Below are 22,755 nucleotides of genomic sequence, written 5' to 3' on the forward strand. Positions count from 1 at the left end.
ACGTCAATGCATGACGTTGCTTTCAGTCGGCTTACGCCTTCAGTTTCTTATTGATGAACCATTGCTGGCCGATCGACAGGATATTGTTCACCACCCAGTACAGCACGAGGCCAGCCGGGAAGAAGAAGAACATCACCGAGAAGATAATCGGCATCCACATCATCATCTTGGCCTGCATCGGGTCCGGCGGCGTCGGATTCAGCTTGGTCTGCAAGAACATCGACGCTGCCATCACGACCGGCAGGATATAGAACGGATCGGGCGACGCCAGGTCATGGATCCAGCCGATCCACGGCGCGTTGCGCATCTCGATCGAAGCCAGCAGTACCCAGTACAGCGCGATGAAGACCGGCATCTGGATCAGGATCGGCAGGCAGCCGCCCAGCGGATTGATCTTCTCGGTCTTGTACAGCTCCATCATCGCCTGGTTCATCTTTTGCGGGTCGCCCTTGTGGCGCTCGCGAATCGCTTGCATCTTCGGCGTGACGGTTTTCATCTTGGCCATGCTGCGATAGCTGGCGGCAGTCAGCGGGAAGAACACCAGCTTGATCAACACCGTCAGGGCGATAATGGTCCAGCCCCAGTTACCGATCACCTTGTGAATCTGCGTCATCAGCCAGAAGATCGGCTTGGCGATCACGGTCAGCCAGCCATAGTCCTTGACCAGGTCGAAGCCCGGTGCGAACTTCTCCAGGCGCGCGGATTCCTGCGGGCCGGCGTACAGTTGCGCATCGACAGAAGCTGTGGCACCCGGCGCAACGGTCCCCATCGGCACCTTGGTGCCCACCGCATACAGGTTCGGCGCGACTTTATCGGTATAGATTTCGCGCGGCGCCTTATCCTGCGGCAGGAAGGCCGAGACGAAATAATGCTGCACCATCGAGACCCAGCCATCGTTGGAGGATGTAGCCTTGGGCGCTTTGCCCTTTTCGATATCGTCGAAGCTGATCTTGTGGAACTTCTCGGCATCGGTATACACGGCCGGGCCGGTGAAGGTGCTGTAGAACTTCGATTCGCCCGGCAGCTTGCTGTTGTCGCGGGTCAGCTGCAGATACGCGGTCGGCGTGATTGGCGCGCCGCTGTTATTGACGACCTGCTGCTTGACGTCGATGACATAGCTGCCGCGCGTGAAGGTGAAGGTCTTCACCAGCTTGACGCCATTCTGCTGCGCTTCCAGCACCAGTTGCACCTGATTGCCGCCATCCAGCGAACGTGCGCCCGGCAAGGCCGAAAAAGGCGTCTTATGGTTGGGGAACGGTCCGCCGATCAAGCCCGTCTGGGCGAAGTACTGGCGGCTTTCGTCAAACAGCAGCACATTCTTGTCCGACTCGTTGCCTTCCTTATGCTGCAAGAGTTCCAGGCGCACCAGGTTGCCGCCCAGGGTATCGACCGTGGCTTTCAAGAGATCGGTGGCAATCGTGATGCGTTCGGTTTTGACAGGCGCTTCGGCGCCCGGCGTCGTAGCGTTGGCCGGCGTGCCGGCGGCAGCTGCCTGGGCGGCTTGCGGCGCATCCGACTTGGCATCGCTGCCTGCGCCGGCGGCAGGCTTGGCTTGCTGCTGGGTCGAAGTGGGGAAGAACATCGATGGCTTGCCGTTGTAACGCATCCAGTTATCCCACAACAGGATGACTGACATCGCAAACACAACCCACAGGAAGGTACGTCGGATATCCATGGCTTTATTGGTCGCTTGTTGGACTGTTAATGTAAGAATTCAGTGATGGCGGCAGGCAGGGCCTGATGCCGGCTTGTCTGGCCAGTGCTCCGGCACCGGGTCGGCTCCGCCTGGATGCCACGGATGGCACTTGCACAGACGGCGCGCCGCAAGCATACCGCCTTTCAGCGCGCCATGCCGGCCGATGGCTTCCATGGCGTAATGCGAGCAGCTCGGATAAAAGCGGCAATTCTGCCCCAGAAACGGACTCAGGCATACTTGATAGGCACGCACGAGCAGAATCAGCAAGCTTTTCATGAGGACATCTCCGGCGGCATTTGCGACTGGAACAACTTCTGCAACTCCTGGCGCAAGGCTGCCTTCAAGGCTGCCGAACTGGCCGGCGCGCTCTTGGCGTTGACCGGCTTGGCCAGCCGCACGATGCAATCCAGCGGCGGCAGCGACATCTGACGAAACAGCTCGCGGGTCACGCGCTTGATCGCATTGCGGGTCACGGCGCGCGGCGCCAGCCGCTTGGCGGCGACGACGCCCAGCCGGGCATGCGGCAAGCGGTTGGTCCGGGTATAGAGTACGAAATGCGCACTGCGTTGCACCGGCCGCAAACGAAAAACGGATGAAAACTCATCCGTTTTTACGATGCGCCGATCGCGGGCGAAGTCCTGCGAACGATCGCGCTTCACGCAGGGAAAGCTCGTCCCGGCTTAGACAGCCAGGCGCTTGCGGCCCTTGGCGCGACGCGCGTTCAGGACAGCGCGGCCATTGCGGGTAGCCATGCGTTGACGGAAGCCGTGGGTGCGCTTGCGACGGACGACGGAAGGCTGGAAAGTACGTTTCATTGTTATCTCGCTAATCTGCTAAAAGTAAGTGGGAACGCCAGTGTCTTGTTCTCGGTTCGTGGCGCATACCACAGCAACGCTCTCGGCTGTCGCAAATCGAACAAAAATCTCAACAGCGCAGTGCATCATCGACACAACGGGCGGCGAACCCAGAATTAGACAGCACTTTCCGCTTGCCTGTCAATCACTTAGCATGCATAAAGCATGCGAAATGGCAACTGATTAACATGGGAATTGATACGCTGCCTGTGGATAACTTTGCCCAAGAAGAGTAAAATAGCGTGAAATTCCGGTCGCCTCAGCACTATCCCGCCTCTGGCCTAGCCCCATCGCCTGTGCACCACGTGTGCACGATGAGACGACCGACTGCAGCAATGCGCATCCCTAATCTGGACACTCAAGTAATACATGGAAAACTTTTGGCAGGCTTGTTCCGCCCAATTGGAGCAGGAACTGACTCCGCAACAATTCAATGCCTGGATCAAGCCGCTGGCGCCGCTGGATTTCGAGGATGGCTTGCTGCGCATCGCTGCGCCCAACCGTTTTAAACTGGACTGGGTCAAGACCCAGTTCGCCAGTCGCATTCATGAATTGGCCAGCCAGCACTGGGATGGCCCGGTCGAAGTGCAATTCGTCCTCGACCCGCGGCTCAATGCCGCCAAAAAGCCGGTGGCCAGTGCGCCCGCCATGCCCCAGGCAAGCGGCGCGGCTCCCGCCTCCGTGCCGCCAGCGTTCCAGGATATCCCGGTCGAGGTCGTCACGCCGCGTCGCGAACAAAGCCGCATCAACCCGGACCTGACCTTTGAGAGTTTCGTCACCGGTAAGGCCAACCAGTTGGCGCGCGCCGCCGCTATCCAGGTCGCCAGCAACCCCGGTACATCGTACAACCCGCTCTTCCTGTATGGCGGCGTAGGCCTGGGTAAAACTCACTTGATCCACGCCATCGGTAACCAGCTCCTGGTCGACAATCCCAATGCACGCATCCGCTACATCCACGCAGAACAGTACGTTCGCGACGTAGTGACCGCTTACCAGCGCAAGGGTTTCGACGATTTCAAGCGCTATTACCATTCGCTCGATCTGTTGCTGATCGATGATATTCAATTCTTTGCTGGCAAGAACCGCACGCAGGAAGAATTCTTCTATGCGTTCGAAGCACTAATTGCAGCAAAGAAACAAATTATCATCACCAGCGATACTTATCCGAAGGAAATCACCGGCATGGATGACCGCCTGATTTCCCGTTTCGACTCCGGACTGACGGTTGCCATCGAACCGCCCGAGCTGGAAATGCGGGTGGCGATCTTGTTAAAGAAAGCAGTACAGGAAGGCACGCCCCTGTCGGACGATGTTGCCTTCTTCGTCGCCAAGCACTTGCGCTCCAACGTGCGCGAACTGGAAGGCGCGCTGCGCAAGATCCTGGCGTACTCGCGCTTCCACGGCAAGGACATCACGATCGATGTGGTCAAGGAAGCGCTGAAAGACTTGTTGACAGTGCAGAACCGGCAGATTTCGGTGGAAAACATCCAGAAAACCGTGGCCGACTTCTTCAACATCAAGGTCGCCGACATGTATTCCAAGAAGCGCCCGGCCAATATTGCCCGGCCGCGCCAGATCGCCATGTATCTTGCCAAGGAATTAACCCAGAAGAGTTTGCCGGAAATCGGCGAATTGTTCGGCGGGCGCGACCATACCACTGTGTTACATGCCGTACGGAAAATTGCTCAGGATCGCGCCAAGAATCCTGAAATCAATCATGAATTGCATGTGCTGGAGCAAACCCTCAAGGGATAACGGCTTTGGGGTTTTGCCTTCCGGCTTGTGGATAAGTAAGAAATAAATTGGTGGTCAGACTAAGGATTTTTAGTCAAAATTGATACTTATAAATGTGTGCTTTTAACGGCGGCAATTTTACAATCATGGAGGTTTATCGACGCATGTCCGATTTACGTTTTTCCATGCAATTGCCTGCAGTTGCAAGCATATAAACGAGTTTTACCTTCTCAATCACTATCAGGGATATAACTATGCAATTGGTCAAAACCACCCGAGATACGCTGCTTCGGCCCCTGCAGATAGTGAGTGGTATTGTCGAGCGTCGGCACACCTTGCCGATTCTGGCCAATATCCTCATTCGCAAGGAAGGCGAGCGCGTTTCTTTCCTGTCGACCGATATCGAAGTGCAGATCACCACGCACGCCGATGTCGGCAGCGGCGGCGAGTCGGTCGCCACTACCGTCGCGGCGAGAAAGCTGCTCGACATCCTGCGTGCCCTGCCCGATTCGACCGATGTGTCGCTGTCGCTGGCCAACAAGCGCATGACGGTCCAGAGCGCCAAGTCGCGCTTTGCCCTGCAAACTTTGGCCGCTGAAGAATTCCCGACCGTGGCCGAAGCCGAGCAGTTCAACGCCAAGGTCACGCTGCCGCAAAAAACCCTGAAGCACCTCTTCAACATGGTGCACTTCTCGATGGCGCAGCAGGATATCCGCTATTACCTGAATGGCTTGCTGCTGGTGGTCGATGGCAAGAACGTGATCGCCGTGGCCACTGATGGCCACCGTCTCGCTTTCTGCCAGGTGGAGACCGAAGAAGAATTCCCGCGCCAGGAAGTCATCATTCCGCGCAAGACCATCCTGGAATTGCAGCGCTTGCTGGAAGACCTGGATACCCCGGTCGAACTGCAAATCGCCACCAACCAGGTCAAGCTCGCGTTCGCTGATATCGAGCTGATTTCGAAACTGGTCGAAGGCAAGTTCCCGGATTACACCCGCGTCATTCCCAAGGGTTACAAGAACAACTTCACCATCGACCGCGTGACGCTGCTGCAATCGCTGCAGCGCGCCGCGATCATGACGTCGGATAAGTTCAAGGGCGTGCGCTGCATCGTTTCGCCCGGCAGCATGAAGATCAGCTCGACCAACGCCGACCAGGAAGAAGCCGTCGAAGAAATCGAAATCGATTACGGCGGCGACAGCATCGATATCGGCTTTAACGTCACGTACCTGCTGGACGTGTTGAATAACCTGAAGTGCGACAATATCAACATCGCGCTCGGCGACGCCAATTCCTCGGCGCTGATCACGATCCCCGACAATGCCGACTTCAAATATGTCGTCATGCCGATGCGCATTTGATACAGCAATGCGCAATCGAGCAAAGGGGGTGCGGCAGGTCAGCGCCCCTTTGCCACATTTTTAAAGTAGCAAAAAAGCAGTAAATCGTTCTTTTTGTCGTCAGTTTTTGCTCAGTTTTTTTAAAGGCAGCCATGTCCGCACTACCGCAAGAAACTCCGGAAACCCCGCGCGAGCCGCAACAAGCCCAGCAATATGGCGCGTCTTCGATTCAGATTCTCGAAGGCCTGGAAGCCGTCCGCAAGCGCCCTGGCATGTACATCGGCGACACTTCCGATGGCACCGGCCTGCACCACCTGGTGTTCGAAGTGCTGGACAACTCCATCGACGAAGCGCTGGCCGGCCACTGCTCGGAAATCCACGTCACCATCCACGCCGACAATTCCATTTCGATCACCGACAATGGCCGCGGCATCCCCACCGGCATCAAGTGGGATGACAAGCACGAGCCCAAGCGCTCGGCCGCCGAAATCGTGATGACCGAGCTGCATGCCGGCGGCAAGTTCGACCAGAACGCCTACAAGGTATCGGGCGGCTTGCACGGCGTGGGCGTGTCCTGCGTGAACGCGCTGTCGAAGATGCTGAAGCTGACCATTCGCCGCGACGGCAAGACGCACACCATGGAATTTGCCAGGGGCGTGGTGCAGAACCGCGAGCTGGAAGTGCAGGATGGCGTACAGATTTCTCCCATCAAGGTCATCGGCGACACCGACAAGCGCGGCACCGAAGTGCATTTCTGGGCCGACGAAGAAATCTTCACGCATGTTGAATTCCACTACGACATCCTGGCCAAACGTATCCGCGAACTGTCCTTCTTGAATAATGGCGTGCATATCAAGCTGACCGACCAGCGCACCGGCAAGGAAGAGGATTTCGCCTTCGAAGGCGGCACGCGCGGCTTCGTGGAATACATCAACAAGGCCAAGAACGTCCTGCATCCGACCGTGTTCCAGGCTACCGGCGAAAAGATGTCGGACCAGAACACCAATATTTCGGTGGACGTGTCGATGCAGTGGAACGACAGCTTCAACGAACAAGTGCTGTGCTTCACCAACAACATCCCGCAGCGCGACGGCGGCACGCACCTGACCGGCTTGCGCGCGGCGATGACCCGCGTGATCAACAAGTACATCGAAGAAAACGAGCTGGCAAAGAAAGCCAAAGTCGAAATCTCCGGCGATGACATGCGCGAAGGCTTGACCTGCGTGTTGTCGGTGAAGGTGCCCGAGCCGAAGTTCAGCTCGCAAACCAAGGACAAGCTGGTATCTTCCGAAGTGCGCGGCCCGGTCGAGGAAATCGTCGCCAAGACGCTGACCGACTACCTGATGGAAAAACCGAATGACGCGAAGATCATCTGCGGCAAGATCGTCGAAGCGGCCCGCGCGCGCGAAGCCGCCCGCAAGGCACGCGACCTGACGCGCCGCAAGGGCGTCATGGATGGCCTGGGCCTGTCGTCGAAACTGGCCGATTGCCAGGAACGCGACCCGGCCAAGTGCGAACTGTACATCGTCGAGGGTGACTCCGCAGGCGGCTCGGCCAAGCAAGGCCGCGACCGCAAGTTCCAGGCGATCCTGCCGCTGCGCGGCAAGGTCTTGAACGTCGAGAAGGCGCGTTTCGAGAAGATGCTCTCTTCCGAACAGATCACCACACTGATCGCCACGCTGGGCACCTCCATCGGCCCGGACGAATTCAATGTCGAGAAGCTGCGCTACCACCGCATCATCATCATGACCGATGCTGACGTCGACGGCGCGCACATCCGTACGCTCTTGCTGACCCTGCTGTATCGCCAGATGCCGCAACTGGTCGAGCGCGGCCATGTGTACATCGCGCAGCCGCCGCTGTACAAGGTCAAGCACGGTCGCGACGAGCGTTACCTCAAGGATGACATCGAGGAAGCGTCGTACATGATGCAGATCGCCCTGCACGATGCCGCCGTGATTCCGCGTGAAGGCGCCGAACCGATTACCGGCAGCGCGCTGGAAGAAATCGTGCGCCAGTACAACACCGCCAACAGCATCATCCTGCGCCTGTCGCGCACCATGGATGAAGCGGCATTGATCGCGATTGCCACCGGTGTGAAGCTCAACCTCGACACGCTGGAAGGCGCGGAGGAATCGGCCAAGACCCTGGTCAAAGCGATCAACGATCCGACCGTGGAAGTAACGGTGAAGTCTGATGAACTGTCGGATAAGCACCAGTTGCGCATCCAGCGCCGTCAGCATGGCAACCTGAAGATCAGCGTGATGGATGCCGATTTCGTCACTGGCCCGGATTACGCGATCCTTTCCAATGCGGCAGCCACCTTCCAGGGCTTGATCGGACCAGGCGCGTTGGTGCGCCGCGGCGCCGGTGAGAAAGCCAAGGAAATCGCTATCTCCAGCTTCCGCCAGGCAATGGACTGGCTGCGCGATGAAGCCGAGCGCGGCGTTTCCAAACAGCGCTACAAGGGCTTGGGCGAAATGAATCCGGAACAGCTGTGGGAAACCACGATGGATCCGAACGTGCGCCGCCTGCTGAAGGTGCAGATCGAGGATGCGATTGCCGCCGACCAGATTTTCACCACACTGATGGGTGACGATGTGGAACCGCGCCGTGCTTTCATCGAAACCAATGCGCTGCAGGCGGGGAATATCGACGTTTGATGTTGTTTCAACTCTCCTAAAGAGTGCGCGAGAACGTGGACTCCCAGGCCACGGAATTTCAAGCCCTTACCCGCCGCCTTCAGCAAGGCGGCGTGCTTTCGCCCGACGATGTACGCGCATGGTGCGAGCTGGGACTGGACCTGGGGCACCCAGCCGCTGTACAACAGGTCTGCGAAGACCTGCTTGCCGCACCGGCTGTCAATTCCGTGTTGCGTCCCTACTGGCTGTTCTTCCTCGGAACAGCCTATCTGCATCAACTCAAGATAGACCTGGGCGTGGCGGCCCTGCGCCAGGCCGTCGACGCGCTATGCGATGCGCCACGCGTCTATAACCCGCAGCCGGTCTCGCAAAAGTTCGTCCACCCGCGCATCGAAGAATTGCTGTGGCAGGCGCTTGCGCAACTCGCCGCCGGCGGCGTGCGCGCCTTCGCCCATGCCGGCACGCTGCTTGGGTTGGTGCGCGACGGCAGGTTGCTGCCTTTCGATAAGGACATCGATCTCGGGGTGATGGTCGAAGATCTGCCCAGGGCCCGGGACGTTCTACTGCATCATGGCTGGTTACTGACGACACTGCCTTTCACCATCGATAACATGGTCGTTTGCCATCACCCACAGGCCGACGTGGTGCTCGACCTGTGCGGCCTGCAAACCGAAGGGGCTGGCCCGAATCTGGTGGGCGGCTTCTGGATCAACAATGGGGTTCCGCTGGAGTGGCAGCGCATTACCCGTTTCCCGGGTCCGCTGCAGCTGGCATTGCGCCCGGGTCCGGCGGGCGATGTATGGCAATTGCAGAATCCGGAACAGTGGCTGGAGACGATCTACGGCAAGGCATGGCGCATTCCGGACCCGGCTTTCGACACCATCATCGGCGCCTGGAATCTGGTCGGATTTTCTTCTCTCACCCAGTGGTATGCCTATTCACGTATCTGCAATGCGTGGCTGAACGGCTATTGGGAAAAGGCGGTGCGCCTGACGCGCCTGGTGCTTGAACGCCACACGCCGGATGATCCGCTCATGCTGCGCGCCGCGAAGACGCTGGAAACGCACCTGGCGACGATCGGCACGCCCTGATACCTCGTCAGGCGCCGCGCAATGCGAGGTATTCCAGCAGGTCCAGGTAGCGCGTGGCGGAATTTTCATTATCAAAATAGGCAGGCAGAAAGAGCCTGTCGCCACTCAGCCGGATGCGCGGCCGCAAGAGAATGGCCGATTCGGGACTCATGGCCCATGATGCCGGGTCGCTGTCTTCATCGGCAAGACGATACAAGCCCTGCAACTCACCGGCGCGACAAGCTGCCTCCAGCGCATCGAGCAAGCTTGCTTCCTTAGCCGGCGAGGCAAGTCGAAAGCGAAAATCGATCAGCGACACGCCAGTGTAGGGAATCAACACATAATCCACATGGAATCGCTCTGGCTCAAGAAAGGGAAGCAGGCGCGGGCCCATGTATTGCAGCGTGCACGCGCGGCGTTCCGGTTGCGGGTGCGCAGCCAGCTTATGCTGCGGCACGTTATGAATCACGCCGACTTCGGCTTCCGCCACGCCATGAAGCCGATGCAGCCAGTGCGCCAAGGGCACAAAGGCATTGACCGTGCATGAGCCGTAGGAAATGACCTGGGCTGCCGGATCCAGTGAGTCGTGGTTATAGCCATAGACCAGCGTCTGGTCCGCATCCACGCAGGTGGCCGAGACGATCACGCGCCGTGTGCGGCCGGTCAGAAATTCGCGGCATTCATGCGCCGCCGTATGTTGGCCGGAGCACTCCAGCCACCACTCGGTTTGTCCGCGCCATCCTGCTTGCGCGGCGGGTCCATGCGTATAGGCGAGCCGCACCGCCGGCTGTCCGCGCCGGGCGATGACCATCGTCTCACCTTCTGCGCTCACGTCGCAATCCGCGAATGACACCTTGGCATCGGTGCGCAGCAGCGTTACGGCCGCATCCAGCGAGCGATAGGCATCATTGATGGCGACGATGCGCACCGGCGATTCCGGCTTGTCCAGCCAGCGCCGCAACAGATGCAGGCCGAAGCGGCCCAGTCCGTTCAGTCCGGCGCTGATCATTCGTCGCCCGGCTTGCCGCCGTATTGAATACGTTCGCGCAAGGCCGAGGTCGACACTTCCTCGGTGCGCGGCGTCCAGCTTAAGCCGATACCCTGGGCTTGCAGGCGCGGCGCCAGCCTTTGCCAGCGCGGGCTGCCGCGCCAGTCTTCGCCGATAAAGACATGGTCGATTTGCAGTGCAGTTATCCAGCGCTCGCTTGCCTCGACATCATCCAGGCTGGCAGGCTGCGGCAAGACTTCATCCACCCAGCCGAGACCACGCACGATTTCGATGCGATGCGTTTCAGGCACCACGGTGGGACGCTGTTTTTTCTCCAGCACGGTAGCATCCCGCGTCACCGCCACAACCAGGGTCTGACAACGCGCGCGAATGAATTGCAGGTAGCGCAGATGACCGACATGAAAGAGGTCGAACACGCCGACCGCCAGCCCACGTGCAGGCAATGCCGGCGGTATTGGTTCGTGCTCTTTCATCATGCTTGAATCCATCTTCTTTCAGATCGGTGTGTTGAATGAATGCCAGGCCGGATTTGGCTTCGACAGGGATGCATCCTTGGCCCACGGCAGACAAATCATGCTGGAAACAGTTCCGACCTGCCATGGAAAAAGGGCGCCTGCAGGCGCCCTTGATCAACTGACAAAGTACCAGGCCGCTTAGAAGGGCATTCTCAGCTTGACCGAAGCCGTATGGTTGGCAAAGCCATCCCGGCGCTCGATATCATAGCGTGCGGTGACCTCCATCGCATTGCCGTTCGTGACAGTCAAGCCAAGGCCGCCGCGCACAAGCCACGGCGAGGGATCCAGCCCCCTGGTGACGAATTGCCCGCCGCCGCCGACATAGGCGGCGTTGATCGACGACTGACTGGACAAGACGTCGTATCCGCCGCCGAGGTTGGCGGAGAGGATAGTGGAACGGGACACCGCGTAGTTCAGCTTGCCGTCGACTGCGAGAATCAGTTCGTCGGTGCTGTTCTTTGCCACGTTCAGGTTGAGCGCATTCGCCCCCGTTTCGGTATAGGCGTTATCCCGGATATAGGTGTAATCGATCCGTGCCGATGGCGTAAAAGTGCTCTTGGCATCGATATCGAAGATGCGGCCCAAGCCGGCGCCGACGTGCGCGTTCCAGCTGCTGTAGCTGGAGGTGGCGACGGCGTTCAAGCCGCCGAAGTTGATGGCGCGGTTGCCCTTGTTGCGGCCGGTGCCGACGTCAGCCTGGAAGCTCAGGTCGGTGCGCGGATCGAGGCTGTAGCTGCCGTAGCCGATCAGGCGGTAACCGTCGACGGTGGCGTGCTGCATGCCGGTATTGCTGTCGACGCTGCTGTGCATGTAGGAGAACGCACCGCCCAGACGCACCTGGTCGGAGACGACGCGGTCCACGCCGAATACCATGCCGTAGGTATCGGCCTTGTAACCGCTCACATTATTGCGGTCGTCTTGCCGCGCCCAGGAACCTACCGGCTTGAACCAGATCTGGCGATCACCGATGAATTCATCGCCGGAAGACAGGCCACGGTTGGCTTCCTGGCGCGACTGAATCACGCGGTTGGTGGCTTGCAAGGCAGCGGAGTTGACTTCCGCCATGCCGGCGGTCATGAGCGGCAGGGTCTGCCTGACCGCATCCGACACGGCTTGCTCGGTCGGCAGCGTGCCCAGCGCGGTGATGATCGGGACCATCGGCGCCGCGACGGTATTGCCTTGCGCGATCAGATTGTCGAACACCTGTGCGGCGCCGAGGCCCGGCGTGTTCCGGGTATTGGTGACACTGCTGAGGACGGTAATGGACGGGGCCGGAGCGGGCGTCGGTGTGGGTGCCGGATCCGGGGTCGCCGAGCAGGTGGTGCTGCCGGCATGGGCGACGCACAAGTCGATGGCATTGCCATTCTTGGTGGCGATGAAGTCGAACAGTGCGCTATTGTCGGTGACGGTAAGTGCAGGACCGGCGTTCAGGGTAGCTGCCGAAATCACGCCGGGCTGGGCGCTGGTGCCGGCGACCAAGGCTGGCGCTCCCACGACATTGACGTTGATCTTGTTGCTGGCCGAGAGGTCAGCGGTGCCGGTGACAATCAGCTTGCCATAGGTATTGGCGTCGCTCAGGCCGGTTTCGAACTGGCCGCTTGCTGCCTGCGTGTAGTCGCCGATGATGGTAACGGTGTTGCCGGCTGCGACAGCCAGGGTGCCGGCGTTGTTCACGCCAGCGCTCGTCGTCACCCCATGCCCCATGGTGAACCTGCCGCCATTGGCGATATTGAAGGTGCCGACGTTGAAAGTATTGCCGGAAGTGAAGGTGCCGTTGACGTTGACGGTCGAGCCGGCTATGCCTTGCACGGTGCCGCTCACGCTGCCGGTGGTGCCGTTGAGGTTGAGCGTGGCGCCATTCAGGAACACGTTACCGTTGATCTGGCCGGTGTTGGTAATGCCATTGGTGACGGTGGTGGTGCCAGTGAGGCTGATCGCGGCGGTCGATCCGGAAATGACGCCGTTGTTAATGATCGCGTCGACGGTGCTGTTATCGATGGCAAGACCATAGCCGGCGCCAGCAACACCGCCGCCGATTCCAACGGTGCCGCCGGTGCCAGAAATCGTGCCGTCATTGGTCAGTGTGCCGATGGTGCTGTTGACAGCGCTGATGCCCTTACCTGTCCCGCTGGTACCTATGCCGGTGTTGCTGCCGCCGATCCCGGAAATCGTGCCGCTGTTGGTGAGGGTAGTCAGTGTGGCGCCACTTGTCAGGCTGATGCCGGTGCCGGTGCCGGCGCTTGCGCTCATGCCCGCTGCAGAGCCGCTATTGCCGCCGATCCCGGAAATGGTACCGGTATTGGCAAGCGTGGTGAGCGTGGCGCTGGACGTCAGGTAAATGCCGCTACCGTTGCCGCCGCTGCCGGGACCCGCCATGACAGTACTGCCGCCGTTGCCGCCGCTGCCAGCGATCGTGCTGCTGTTGGTGAGGTTGCCGATCGTGCCGTTTGCCGCACGGATGCCGTTGCCATCACCGCCATTAGCGCCGCTCATCATGGTGCCACCACCACCGCCACCATTGCCGCCGGTGCCGCGGATGGCAGTACCGCTGTTGGTAATATCTGTAATTGTGCCGGATAGCATGCTGATGCCATTGGCAGACCCACCAGCAGTTGCCGACGTCGCTGGCATGGCAGCGCTTTGACCTGCGGTTCCGGTAGCGGAAATTTCACCTTCGTTCAGAATGCTGCCAAGCGCGGTACCGCTCGCGTTCAGCACGACGCCAGTGTCCCCGGCCACCTGGATCAGTCCGGTTGACGTGACATGCAGGCTGGTTGCCGAACTAGGATATTCACCGAGGCGGCACTTCAACGTGCGGGTATCGTTGACGGTCTCAAGTGCGCTATTGCCCCACATGCAATTAAAGTCATCGCTTGGCACTGCCATCGCGGGCGCGGCCGCCATCGCGCTCAATGCCATGAGCACGGCGGTAGTCAGCCTCTTGCGGGATGACGGCAACAGATGCTGCGCCTTGCTCATTGTTGATACGCCGGAAAAATTATCGGAATGACTACGAAAAATAACTGGTGCGTGATGTTGCATGGAGCTTCCAACGGGAGAATTACAGATCAGCTGTATTGAACAGAGGGCGAATTTTATCTAACGCAGTAAATACGAGACAGGATTTCCATGTTGCCACAGAGAATTTGTTGCCTCAATGCATCATAGGTAAATTTTTGTAAAGTTCTCCGCTTACAATGCTTTCGTGCTGGCAAAAAAAATTCCCCTGCTGATGTTTTGCACGCTGACTGCGTGCGTCAATCTCGATCCCGCCGTACGGCGGCAAGACGCCGATGCCCTGGCTGCTGCGCATGGCTGGAAGCCGATGCGCCTGCGAACGGGCGAATTCACGCTGGCTGCATATGCCACTCCGGCAACCGCTGGCCAAATCTTGACGATCTATATCGAAGGCGATGGACTGGCCTGGCTGACCCGGTCGCAAGCTTCGGGGGATCCGACGCCGCGTAGACCGCTGGCGCTCGAACTGGCGCTGCGCCATCCGCACGGCAGCGTCGCCTATCTGGCACGTCCATGTCAGTTTGTGGAAGGTGAGGATAGACGCGGTTGTGACACCGATTTCTGGACCAGCCGCCGTTTCGCCCCCCAGGTGATCGCGGCAAGCAATCAGGCAATCGACGCGCTCAAGGCGCATTATGGCGTCGCACGACTTGCCTTGGTCGGGTATTCCGGCGGCGGCGCGGTGGCGGCGCTGGTGGCGGCAAGACGGAAGGATGTGGTTCGCCTGGTAACCGTGGCCGGCAACCTCGATCACCAGGCCTGGACGCGCCTGCATGGCGTGCCGCCCCTGGATGGTTCGCTCAATCCCGCCGACGCATGGGATGCACTGCAGGATGTCCCGCAGCTTCACTTCGTCGGCGCAAGGGATGCCAATATCACTGCGCAAGTAGCGGCGTCGTATGCCGCCCGCTTCCCCCAGGCTCGCCGGCCCGCTATCCGTAGCGTGGACGGCTTTTCCCATACCTGCTGCTGGGTGGAACAATGGCCTGTGCTGGCCTTACAGGCATTTCCTCAATCTGAGGCCGGCCGCAACTCAGCGATTAGCGCCGCGCCGAGTCGCTGACGAGCGTCCATTAATCCCACACCGGAGCCAAGCCCGCGGGGGTGATTTCGCGGCCATTGCGTTCCAGCGTGGCGATCAGCGCCATGTCTTCGGCATCGAGCTTGATGTTGCGGGCCAACAGGTTACTGGCCAGATTCTCGCGCTTGGTCGAGGAAGGAATCACTGCATAGCCCAGCTGCAGCGCCCATGCCAGCGCCACTTGCGCCACCGTAGCCTGATGCTTGCCGGCGATCTTGGCCAGCACCGGGTCATGCAGCACCTTGCCATAGGCCAGCGTCATGTAGGACGTCACGGTAATGCCCTGCTCATTAAGAAAAGCCGTCAGCTTGTGATTCTGCAGATACGGGCTCAGCTCGATCTGGTTGGTGGCGATCTCGCCCTTGCCGACCACGGCGATGGCCTGCCTGGTCAGTTCGATGTTGAAGTTGGAAATACCGATCTGGCGGGTCAGGCCGAGGGCCTTGGCTTCGGCCAGCGCTTCCATGTATTCAGGCAGCTCGACGCCGTTGCCTGGCGCCGGCCAGTGGATCAGCGTCAGGTCAACATAATCGATGCGCAGCTTTTCCAGGCTCTGGCGCAGGCTGGGCACGAGCTTGGCCTTGGCGTAGCTGTCGGTCCAGATCTTGGTGGTCACGAACAGCTCGGCGCGCTTGACGCCGCTTTGGGCAATGGCTTCGCCGACTTCGGCCTCGTTGCCATAGATCTGTGCCGTGTCGATTGCGCGGTAACCGACTTCCAGCGCGTTACGAACCGAATCGAGCGCAGTCTGGCCTTTCAGGCGAAAGGTTCCGACGCCAAAAGATGGGATATGACTCATTAAAAGACTCCTTGGTTAAATGGAAGACGTGGAAGATGAAACCGAGTTCCGCTGGCGACCGGTGTTGCCGATCCAGACCAGCCCCAGGCCGCCGGCTGCGAGCGCCGCGCCGACCAAAGGCACGCTGGCATAGCCCAGGCCCTGGCTGATGACCGCGCCGCCCAGGGCTGCGCCAATTGCATTGCCCAGGTTGAATGCGCCGATGTTGACGGATGAAGCCAAACCGGGAGCCTGGGCTGCTGCCTGCATGACGCGCATCTGCACCGGCGGCACGATGCCAAACGCGGCAGCGCCCCAGATCACGAGCGCGATGGCTGCGCCGATATGGGTCGTCATCACCAGGGGCAGCAAGGTCATCACGATCGCCAGCACAGCGAGAATGAGCTTGGTAGCGCCATCCAGCGACCAGTCGGCCAGGCGACCGCCGAGGCTGTTCCCCAGCGTGAAGCCGATGCCGATCAACACCAGGGCAAATGCCACGAAGCTCGGACTGGCATGGGTAATGTCGGCCAGCACCGGCGCCACGTAGGTATAGAGCGCGAACATGGCGCCGGACCCCAGCACGGTGGTGCCCATGGCCAGCAGCACTTCAGGACGCGTGAGCACCTTCAGCTCGCGGCGCGCATCCGGACGCGTGCCGGGCTCGCCCTTGGGCAGCGCCAGCCAGAGCGCGGCGATGGAGACCAGCCCCAGCATGGCCGTGCCGCCGAAAGCCAGGCGCCAGCCCACCTGCTGGCCGATCCAGGTCGCCGCCGGCACGCCGCCCACGTTGGCCACGGTCAGCCCCATGAACATGGCCGCGATCGCGCTGGCCTGTTTTTCTTTTGGCACGACGCTCGCCGCCACCACGGCGCCGATGCCAAAGAAGGCACCGTGGTTGAGGCTGGTGATGAGACGCGACAGCAGCAGGGTCGTGTAACCCGGGGCGAATGCCGACAGTAGATTACCAATGGTGAAGATGAGCATCAGCGCCATCAGGGCCGCGCGCTTGCCGAAGCGGCTGAACAGCAAGGTCATCACCGGCGCGCCGACCATGACGCCGATCGCATAGGCGGACACCAGCATGCCGGCGGTCGGAATGCTAACCTGCACGCCGTCGGCGATCACGGGCAGCAAGCCCATGGGCGTGAATTCGGTTGTGCCGATGGCAAACGCGCCAATGGCGAGAGCAAATAGAGCAGCAGAGGATTTCATTGCGACTTTTCTTTATAGGGAATGGTTTGGTTTCTGGATAAGTCGCATTGTGCTAGGTTTATATTTGCAGATTAAGCCTTGAATGAAGCAAACTCTTTTGCGTTCAAATCAATAATGAAAACAACCCTTGATGAATTACAAGCCTTTGTCGCTGTGGTGGACACAGGCTCGATCACCGCGGCATCGGAACTGCTCGGGCTGACGATCTCGGCGACCAGCCGCACGCTGGGCCGTCTGGAGGAAAAGCTGCAGACGGCCTTACTGCGTCGCACGACGAGGCGGCTGGAGCTGACCGAGGAAGGCGCGACTTTCCTGCAGCATGCCCGCGCCATTCTGGCCTCGGTCGATGAAGCCGAAGAGCAAATGGCGGCTCGGCGCAAGCGTCCGGCCGGGCGGCTGCGGGTCGACGCGGCCACGCCTTTCATGCTGCATGTGCTAGTGCCGCTGATCGAAGGCTTTCGCGCCCGCTACCCCGAAGTGGAACTGGAACTGAACTCGAACGAAGGCATCACCGACCTGATCGAAAAACGCACCGACGTGGCGTTTCGCATCGGCGTGTTGAAAGATTCCACCTTGCATGCCCGCCCGGTCGGCACCAGCCGCGTGCGCGTGCTTGCCAGCCCGGCCTATCTCCAGCGCCACGGCATGCCGGTCGAGCCGGCCGAGCTCGAACAACATGTGCTGCTGGGCTTCACCCAGCCCGAGACGCTGAACGACTGGCCGCTGCGCAGCGCGAATGAAAGCACCATGCGCATCCGGCCGACGATCGCTTCCTCCAGCGGCGAGACGCTGCGGCAGTTGGCCCTGGCAGGCCTGGGCATCGTCTGCCTGTCGGACTTCATGACGCAAGAAGACCGCAGCAGCGGCAAGCTGGTGCAGCTGTTTCCGGAACAGACGGTGGAAGTGCGCCAGTCGATCAACGCGGTCTATTACCGCAATACCGCGCTGGCGGCGCGCATCACCTGCTTCGTGGATCACGTCGTGGAAGCCTTGGGCCAGCGGCCGTTCGATGGCTGATGCCCATGTAAGGCAAAGGCATCCATCAAGGCAGCGGAATCAATATCGTAAGTTTCAACGCCGGCCTGCCCTGAAGCTGCATCGTTACCTGGTTGAACCTCAGATGGCCTCTGATTGAAATCCGGGCGAAATTGGGCAAGATCCTTCAGGGGGCCGATCCTCCGCATTCGGAAGAGAACGTTTTCAATCTTCTGGCACAGGCAGGTTTTGTACGGCCGTTACGCTTCTTTTCCAGCCTGTTCTGGGGTGCGTGAACTTGCTATCGTGCTGGATAGGAGGATGCGCGGATGTCCGCTGCTCGCCCAGCATGGACCATCCACCAATGAGTCGCCTTACGTCACGCTAAACCATATGCAGGAATGATCCGCTGCTTTTCCAGGCACGAATGGTTTATTTCTTTCGCTAGACCCTAACTCAGTCATTTTTTAAATCTACGGCCTGATTTCTTTGATCGGGGAGTGTCCTCGTCAAAGCAAGCTACAACGCACACGTGATCCTTGCTGTTGAACCCGGCAGCGACTAGCCAATTGGTTATCTGAATATCCGGACCTTGTGTTCATGCAGGCATCGCGTGCACCGCGCTGCGCTTTTTCATGATCGCGCATATTCCGCTATCACTGCCTCCCAAAATGTCGGCATACGTCTTTCAATATTTGACACAAATTCTTTTGCAATTTCCTTTATCCAACTCAATGACAATAGCAAGAAAAATATGGTGAACTTGCTCATTGCTTCCCGCAAAAATCATTGCCAACATTGCATGCCAATCCAGCATGTTGCAAACGTGCCCCTGCAAGCTCGCAACCTGGAAACTATCAAAATAAAGCTATGCTAGGGATTCAGAGATAACATTTTTGATTGGAGCAAGCCCATGCTAAGCGCTCAGGAGATCACCATTCGTTTGCTGGTCGCGGCCATTCTCGGCGGGATGGTCGGCTTGGAGCGCGAGCGCCTCGAATGGGTAGCCGGCCTGCGCACCCACATGCTTGTCGCTTTGGGGTCGGCTCTCGTCATGCTTGTTTCGGCTTATGGCTTTACCGACATCCTCAATTCCGAACATGTCATGCTTGACCCTTCCCGCGTGGCCGCCCAGGTCGTGAGCGGGATCGGTTTTCTCGGTGCCGGGACGATCCTCTTTCTTCGCCAGGAAGTCATTCGCGGCCTGACGACCGCCGCGAGCCTCTGGAGTGTTGCCGCTGTTGGCCTCGCTGTCGGCGGCGGGTTGTATTTGGCGGCGGTGTTTACAACCGTTCTGATTCTGATAATTCTGGCACTAGTCAAGCCGATAGAGCGGCGGCTCTTCGGCCGCAATCAACGTCGCCATTTCCTGATTGAAGTCGACCGGCATTTGATGCCCCTCGCTCGCATCGAAACCGAGATAGAGGCGATGGGACTCGCCATAGAACAAATGATTTTAAGGAGTGGCGAATCTATCGATTCGATTGATTTGATTTTCGTGCGCGCTGCGCCCAAAGACACGATGACAGCGCTTGCTGCAAAGCTTCAAGCCATCGAGGGCGTACAAAGCATTACGCTGAAAGTTGCGGCATCGGGCGTAAGATAAGCTTATGGGGTTACCGAATGCACGCGCTTTAGGCAGCGTAATGCGAAGGTCGACCGGCTATGGCGAATGCCGGGAAGCTTGTATAGCTTTTGACGAAGAAACCGTTCGTATCCCTCCGTCCCTGACACCGCCACCTTGATCAGGTAGTCATACTCGCCGGTAAGAAGATAGGCTTCCATCACTTCCGGCAGCTCGGCCAACGCATCACCGAATCGCGCAAAGACTTCATCATCATGCCGGTCGAGCGTGACCTCGATGATCACCGTATCCGGCAGTCCCAATGCCCGCTGGTCCAGAATCGCCACGTATTCGGTGATGAATCCCGCTTCTTCCAGGGCCTTGACACGATTCCAGCAAGGTGTCGGGGACAGGTTCACCGTCTCGGCCAACTTTTGATTGCTGATGCGGGCGTCGCGGCTCAGCGTGCGCAGGATTTTACGGTCGGTTTCATCCAGCTGATTCTCTTTCATTGCAGACTTTCTTTCCCTTATTCGCCATTTGAAGATAGTTTATCTCCAAACTTTGTCTTTAATAGTAAATATTTCTCAGAAAACGCCTTAAGACACCAAATAAAAGAAGCACTTTCCCACGCTACCGCAGTAAGATTTTCCCATGCTCACAAGGCATAAACAGGCTGGCATTCTCCTGCCTTCCCTCAACCAGGGAAAGCAGAAATGCCAGCTCCCGAAAATTCAATCAGGAGTGCTCGTGTCAGAAGCAATTGCACATGCGGCAGCCGGCCATCGAGGAGATCCCTTCGTCGTCGAACTGTCGCTGATGTTGGTTACGCCGGCGCTGTTCGCGGCAAATATGGTGGCGGCGAGGTGGGCGGAAAGCGCCAATATTCCACCGGTGTTTCTCGCCTTCGGCCGCTGGTCCCTGGCATTCCTGTTTCTACTGCCGTCAGTCGCGCCAAGCTTATGGCGGTGGCGGCACGTGCTGCTGGCTCACTGGCCGCAACTCCTGTTGCTGTCGGCGCTCGGCATGGGAGTAGCGGTCGCCCCGCAATATATCGGCGCGCGGCATACCAGTGCGGCGAACGTCGCCCTCATCTTCGCCGCCTGCCCGGTGCTGGTGGCAATCATGGAAGCGACCATATGGAAAGCGTCGCTGGACAGGCGGCAAATAGGCGGCATGGCGCTGGCCATCGCTGGTGTGTTGGCGGTACTCTCGAAGGGAGACGTTGTGACGCTCAGCGAGCTTCAATTTGGCCAAGGGGATTTATGGGTGATACTGGCCGCAAGCGGCTGGGCGCTATATACGATCCTCAGTCGACGTCGCTTGCTTCCTCCTTTGCCCGGAACCGTGCGATTGGCAGCCCTGGCTGCAGGTGGCGCCATCGTCCTCGCGCCATTCGCAGTGGTGGAAACCGTCAGCGGAGCAGGACCAGACCTAAGCGATGGCCGCCTCTATATCGCGCTATGTTTTCTGGCTATCGTACCTAGCCTGGGCGCCTATTTTTTCTTTGACCGCCTCGTGGCACTGCGCGGCGCCGCCAGTGCCAGTATTGCCATGTATATGGTCCCTTTGCACGCGACACTTGTGGCATGGCCGCTATTAGGCGAGATTCCACAGCTGTATCACGCCGTGGGGCTGAGTTTCATTCTGGGCGGCGTAATGCTGGCAAGCAGAAAACGTAAGCACGCAACTTACACTCGCGTTGCGCAGGCCTGAGAAGGCTTGCTGCTGGCCGATGGCGACTCCCGGTCAAGATGAATTGAGCAGCTGCTTTCTGCCTTATGGCAATGCCTATTCCGCGTTGTCGTTGAACTGTTCGAACTGAGCTGCATAATTGCCATTCGCTTCCGCAAATCGCATATCGCTGCGAGGAAAGCATGAAATCTCACTACAGACGCTATATCAATCCGCCTTAATCACCAGCTGAGCACTAAACAAATCAAACATGCGCAGCAGTTTCAAGCGGATGTATTCCGTATTGTGGCCGAGCGCATAGCTGACCAGGTCTTGGTCTAAAAAATAGCCAGCGCTGATTTGCTCTGCCGCCATCAGATCGAGACGGTGCGAACTACTGTCCGAAAGATCGGCGCCCAAATTCCACTCGGCATGGTGGAGCGCAAGATTTTTTGCGACGGCAATTTCCGCCGCATGCGCAATGATGCCTTTTGCGCCGTGGCGCCTTTGCGTGTCGATTTCCTGATCTCTGGCGGCTCGGCGCCGACGGCGCGAAATGTCGGTCATGAATACTTCTGCGTCGCTTTCGCCTGCTACGGTTGGGCGGTTGAAGCCGGCTTTCTTGGCTTGGTCGCGGGATTTTTCCGTGCCCCAGCCGGTCAACGCTACCAAGACCAGTCCCTCGAATCCAGGTTGGGCGCGCAAGCTGCGTGCAGTTTCGTAGCCATTCATGCCGGAAGTCCTTCAAAATCATGATATGCACCGTCATGATATGCACCGTCGAGCACTAGAAGGAAGCGGTAATGGTCGCGGAATTTCTGTTTGGGGATAACCAGCCTATATGAAACAACTTGGGGTGATGTAGAAGTTGGCAGGATTTCTGCGCTCTAACCCATCGTCCGGGTTTCGTTTGAGATTTGAGGAAAACAGCATAAGCCTTTCCACCAAGTCGATTGAATTCTTCTAAGGAAGCAGACATGGCGCCTCAACGTGTACTGATTACTGCAGGCGCCTCCGGAATTGGCCTGGAGATTGCGCGCGCTTTCGCTGCGAACGGCGCCGATGTCTGTGTCTGCGACATCAATGCGGAGGCATTAAAAACCGCAGCGCAAGACATATCCGGCCTCAAGACCATCGTCTGCGACATATCGAAGCGGCAGGTAGCATCGTCATCATGTCGTCGGTCGGCGGGCGCTTCGGCTATCCGAATCGCAGCGCGAACTGGGCCAGTACAACATCCGTTGCAATGCTGTTGCTCCGGGTGCGGTAGGCGGTGATCGCATCGAACGTGTGTTGCAGGGACGCGCTGAAGCAGAACATAAGACGCTGGAAGAAGAACGGGTGGCCGCAATGAGCGTCCAATCCCTCAAGCGTTTCGTTAATCCGAAGGATATTGCCGCGTTGATTTTGTTTATGACGTCGGATGCGGGAAAGTCGATTTCCGGGCAAGTCTTGCCCATCGACAACGATGCACAAACTTCTTCCTGACGATCCTGAACAAGTGTGAATCCAGGAGAGTCATCATGACAAAGACGTTACGCGATAAACTTAGCAGCACCTGGAAACTGGTTTCCTATCGTGTCGCTGTTC

At 58.8% G+C, this 22,755-nt stretch carries 21 protein-coding genes and 1 pseudogene; 11 read left to right on the plus strand and 11 right to left on the minus strand.

Features of this window, described 5'->3' with window-relative positions:
* Positions 1 to 31: 31 nt before the first annotated feature.
* Genes yidC through rpmH form a run of 4 tightly spaced genes read right to left on the minus strand, consistent with a single transcriptional unit; the run spans position 32 to position 2,511 of the window.
* On the minus strand, positions 32 to 1,675 hold the full coding sequence (gene yidC, locus EDC30_RS06790) for a membrane protein insertase YidC (RefSeq protein ID WP_132258045.1): 1,644 nt from the start codon (positions 1,673 to 1,675) through the stop codon (positions 32 to 34).
* Between the two features lie 39 nt (positions 1,676 to 1,714).
* Positions 1,715 to 1,972: a membrane protein insertion efficiency factor YidD gene (gene yidD / locus EDC30_RS06795; RefSeq protein WP_132258047.1), complete on the minus strand. Its 258-nt coding sequence runs from the start codon at positions 1,970 to 1,972 to the stop codon at positions 1,715 to 1,717.
* Positions 1,969 to 2,355, minus strand: a complete 387-nt coding sequence (rnpA, locus tag EDC30_RS06800; protein WP_132258049.1) for a ribonuclease P protein component — start codon at positions 2,353 to 2,355, stop codon at positions 1,969 to 1,971. The genes yidD and rnpA overlap by 4 nt, the downstream gene beginning before the upstream one ends.
* A gap of 21 nt (positions 2,356 to 2,376) precedes the next feature.
* A complete protein-coding gene (rpmH, locus tag EDC30_RS06805; RefSeq protein ID WP_132258050.1) occupies positions 2,377 to 2,511 on the minus strand; it encodes a 50S ribosomal protein L34 in 135 nt (44 codons plus the stop codon).
* A 408-nt stretch (positions 2,512 to 2,919) separates the two neighbouring features.
* Between rpmH and dnaA the strand changes: the two genes are divergently transcribed.
* The 4 genes from dnaA to EDC30_RS06825 all read left to right on the plus strand — a co-directional run bounded on the left by dnaA (position 2,920) and on the right by EDC30_RS06825 (position 9,357).
* A complete protein-coding gene (dnaA, locus tag EDC30_RS06810; protein ID WP_132258051.1) occupies positions 2,920 to 4,305 on the plus strand; it encodes a chromosomal replication initiator protein DnaA in 1,386 nt (461 codons plus the stop codon).
* 233 nt (positions 4,306 to 4,538) lie between these two features.
* On the plus strand, positions 4,539 to 5,645 hold the full coding sequence (gene dnaN / locus EDC30_RS06815) for a DNA polymerase III subunit beta (RefSeq protein ID WP_132258053.1): 1,107 nt from the start codon (positions 4,539 to 4,541) through the stop codon (positions 5,643 to 5,645).
* A gap of 131 nt (positions 5,646 to 5,776) precedes the next feature.
* Positions 5,777 to 8,287 (plus strand): DNA topoisomerase (ATP-hydrolyzing) subunit B, encoded by a 2,511-nt coding sequence (gene gyrB / locus EDC30_RS06820; RefSeq protein WP_132258055.1) that lies wholly within the window; start codon positions 5,777 to 5,779, stop codon positions 8,285 to 8,287.
* Positions 8,288 to 8,322: 35 nt separating this feature from the next.
* Positions 8,323 to 9,357, plus strand: coding sequence for a LicD family protein (locus tag EDC30_RS06825; RefSeq protein ID WP_243656675.1), 1,035 nt, complete (start codon positions 8,323 to 8,325; stop codon positions 9,355 to 9,357).
* Positions 9,358 to 9,364: 7 nt separating this feature from the next.
* Here EDC30_RS06825 and EDC30_RS06830 read toward each other — a convergent pair whose 3' ends face one another.
* From EDC30_RS06830 to EDC30_RS06845, 3 genes are all read right to left on the minus strand, one after another.
* A complete protein-coding gene (locus EDC30_RS06830) occupies positions 9,365 to 10,345 on the minus strand; it encodes a glyceraldehyde 3-phosphate dehydrogenase NAD-binding domain-containing protein (protein WP_132258058.1) in 981 nt (326 codons plus the stop codon).
* On the minus strand, positions 10,342 to 10,821 hold the full coding sequence (locus EDC30_RS06835) for an FAD synthase family protein (RefSeq protein ID WP_132258060.1): 480 nt from the start codon (positions 10,819 to 10,821) through the stop codon (positions 10,342 to 10,344). The genes EDC30_RS06830 and EDC30_RS06835 overlap by 4 nt, the downstream gene beginning before the upstream one ends.
* Positions 10,822 to 10,998: 177 nt before the next feature.
* Complete coding sequence (locus EDC30_RS06845) at positions 10,999 to 13,839, minus strand: autotransporter outer membrane beta-barrel domain-containing protein (protein ID WP_165973757.1); 2,841 nt, start codon at positions 13,837 to 13,839, stop codon at positions 10,999 to 11,001.
* A gap of 226 nt (positions 13,840 to 14,065) precedes the next feature.
* Between EDC30_RS06845 and EDC30_RS06850 the strand changes: the two genes are divergently transcribed.
* Positions 14,066 to 14,941, plus strand: coding sequence for an alpha/beta hydrolase (locus tag EDC30_RS06850; RefSeq protein ID WP_243656676.1), 876 nt, complete (start codon positions 14,066 to 14,068; stop codon positions 14,939 to 14,941).
* Between the two features lie 10 nt (positions 14,942 to 14,951).
* Here EDC30_RS06850 and dkgB read toward each other — a convergent pair whose 3' ends face one another.
* Both dkgB and EDC30_RS06860 read right to left on the minus strand, forming a co-directional pair.
* Positions 14,952 to 15,758 (minus strand): 2,5-didehydrogluconate reductase DkgB, encoded by an 807-nt coding sequence (gene dkgB, locus EDC30_RS06855; protein ID WP_132258063.1) that lies wholly within the window; start codon positions 15,756 to 15,758, stop codon positions 14,952 to 14,954.
* Between the two features lie 15 nt (positions 15,759 to 15,773).
* Positions 15,774 to 16,952 carry an MFS transporter gene (locus EDC30_RS06860; protein WP_132258064.1) on the minus strand — a complete coding sequence of 393 codons (1,179 nt, stop codon included), beginning with the start codon at positions 16,950 to 16,952 and terminating at the stop codon, positions 15,774 to 15,776.
* Between the two features lie 114 nt (positions 16,953 to 17,066).
* Here EDC30_RS06860 and EDC30_RS06865 point away from each other — a divergent pair, with 114 nt between their 5' ends.
* From EDC30_RS06865 to EDC30_RS19955, 3 genes and pseudogenes are all read left to right on the plus strand, one after another.
* Positions 17,067 to 17,969: a LysR family transcriptional regulator gene (locus EDC30_RS06865; protein WP_132258065.1), complete on the plus strand. Its 903-nt coding sequence runs from the start codon at positions 17,067 to 17,069 to the stop codon at positions 17,967 to 17,969.
* Between the two features lie 119 nt (positions 17,970 to 18,088).
* Positions 18,089 to 18,223, plus strand: a pseudogene (locus tag EDC30_RS19700) (SAM-dependent methyltransferase); the annotation flags it as partial.
* Positions 18,224 to 18,840: 617 nt separating this feature from the next.
* Positions 18,841 to 19,533, plus strand: coding sequence for an MgtC/SapB family protein (locus tag EDC30_RS19955; protein WP_132258066.1), 693 nt, complete (start codon positions 18,841 to 18,843; stop codon positions 19,531 to 19,533).
* A 2-nt stretch (positions 19,534 to 19,535) separates the two neighbouring features.
* Here the strand turns inward: EDC30_RS19955 and EDC30_RS06880 are convergent, their stop codons facing one another.
* Positions 19,536 to 20,003 carry an Lrp/AsnC family transcriptional regulator gene (locus EDC30_RS06880; RefSeq protein WP_132258067.1) on the minus strand — a complete coding sequence of 156 codons (468 nt, stop codon included), beginning with the start codon at positions 20,001 to 20,003 and terminating at the stop codon, positions 19,536 to 19,538.
* Positions 20,004 to 20,241: 238 nt separating this feature from the next.
* Here EDC30_RS06880 and EDC30_RS06885 point away from each other — a divergent pair, with 238 nt between their 5' ends.
* Entirely contained in the window at positions 20,242 to 21,207 is a 966-nt protein-coding gene (locus EDC30_RS06885) for a DMT family transporter (protein WP_243656677.1), read from the plus strand.
* A 186-nt stretch (positions 21,208 to 21,393) separates the two neighbouring features.
* Here the strand turns inward: EDC30_RS06885 and EDC30_RS06890 are convergent, their stop codons facing one another.
* Entirely contained in the window at positions 21,394 to 21,897 is a 504-nt protein-coding gene (locus EDC30_RS06890) for a response regulator (RefSeq protein ID WP_132258069.1), read from the minus strand.
* 245 nt (positions 21,898 to 22,142) lie between these two features.
* On the opposite strand from EDC30_RS06890, the gene EDC30_RS19710 reads away from it, so the two are divergent.
* Positions 22,143 to 22,442 carry an SDR family NAD(P)-dependent oxidoreductase gene (locus EDC30_RS19710; RefSeq protein WP_243656678.1) on the plus strand — a complete coding sequence of 100 codons (300 nt, stop codon included), beginning with the start codon at positions 22,143 to 22,145 and terminating at the stop codon, positions 22,440 to 22,442.
* Positions 22,402 to 22,653, plus strand: a complete 252-nt coding sequence (locus EDC30_RS19715) for an SDR family oxidoreductase (RefSeq protein WP_243656687.1) — start codon at positions 22,402 to 22,404, stop codon at positions 22,651 to 22,653. The genes EDC30_RS19710 and EDC30_RS19715 overlap by 41 nt, the downstream gene beginning before the upstream one ends.
* The last annotated feature ends 102 nt before the right edge of the window (positions 22,654 to 22,755 follow it).

The organism is Paucimonas lemoignei (genome assembly GCF_004342585.1).
Lineage (GTDB): Bacteria > Pseudomonadota > Gammaproteobacteria > Burkholderiales > Burkholderiaceae_D > Paucimonas > Paucimonas lemoignei.

Coding starts and splice junctions, on each gene's coding strand:
- yidC (WP_132258045.1), bottom strand. CDS start 1,675: ATGGATATCCGACGTACCTTCCTGTGGGTTGTGTTTGCGATGTCAGTC.
- dkgB (WP_132258063.1), bottom strand. CDS start 15,758: ATGAGTCATATCCCATCTTTTGGCGTCGGAACCTTTCGCCTGAAAGGC.
- EDC30_RS06860 (WP_132258064.1), bottom strand. CDS start 16,952: ATGAAATCCTCTGCTGCTCTATTTGCTCTCGCCATTGGCGCGTTTGCC.
- EDC30_RS06830 (WP_132258058.1), bottom strand. CDS start 10,345: ATGATCAGCGCCGGACTGAACGGACTGGGCCGCTTCGGCCTGCATCTG.
- rpmH (WP_132258050.1), bottom strand. CDS start 2,511: ATGAAACGTACTTTCCAGCCTTCCGTCGTCCGTCGCAAGCGCACCCAC.
- EDC30_RS19955 (WP_132258066.1), top strand. CDS start 18,841: ATGCTAAGCGCTCAGGAGATCACCATTCGTTTGCTGGTCGCGGCCATT.
- dnaA (WP_132258051.1), top strand. CDS start 2,920: ATGGAAAACTTTTGGCAGGCTTGTTCCGCCCAATTGGAGCAGGAACTG.
- dnaN (WP_132258053.1), top strand. CDS start 4,539: ATGCAATTGGTCAAAACCACCCGAGATACGCTGCTTCGGCCCCTGCAG.
- EDC30_RS19710 (WP_243656678.1), top strand. CDS start 22,143: ATGGCGCCTCAACGTGTACTGATTACTGCAGGCGCCTCCGGAATTGGC.
- EDC30_RS06865 (WP_132258065.1), top strand. CDS start 17,067: ATGAAAACAACCCTTGATGAATTACAAGCCTTTGTCGCTGTGGTGGAC.
- EDC30_RS06890 (WP_132258069.1), bottom strand. CDS start 21,897: ATGAATGGCTACGAAACTGCACGCAGCTTGCGCGCCCAACCTGGATTC.
- yidD (WP_132258047.1), bottom strand. CDS start 1,972: ATGAAAAGCTTGCTGATTCTGCTCGTGCGTGCCTATCAAGTATGCCTG.
- EDC30_RS06835 (WP_132258060.1), bottom strand. CDS start 10,821: ATGATGAAAGAGCACGAACCAATACCGCCGGCATTGCCTGCACGTGGG.
- gyrB (WP_132258055.1), top strand. CDS start 5,777: ATGTCCGCACTACCGCAAGAAACTCCGGAAACCCCGCGCGAGCCGCAA.
- EDC30_RS06880 (WP_132258067.1), bottom strand. CDS start 20,003: ATGAAAGAGAATCAGCTGGATGAAACCGACCGTAAAATCCTGCGCACG.
- EDC30_RS06845 (WP_165973757.1), bottom strand. CDS start 13,839: ATGAGCAAGGCGCAGCATCTGTTGCCGTCATCCCGCAAGAGGCTGACT.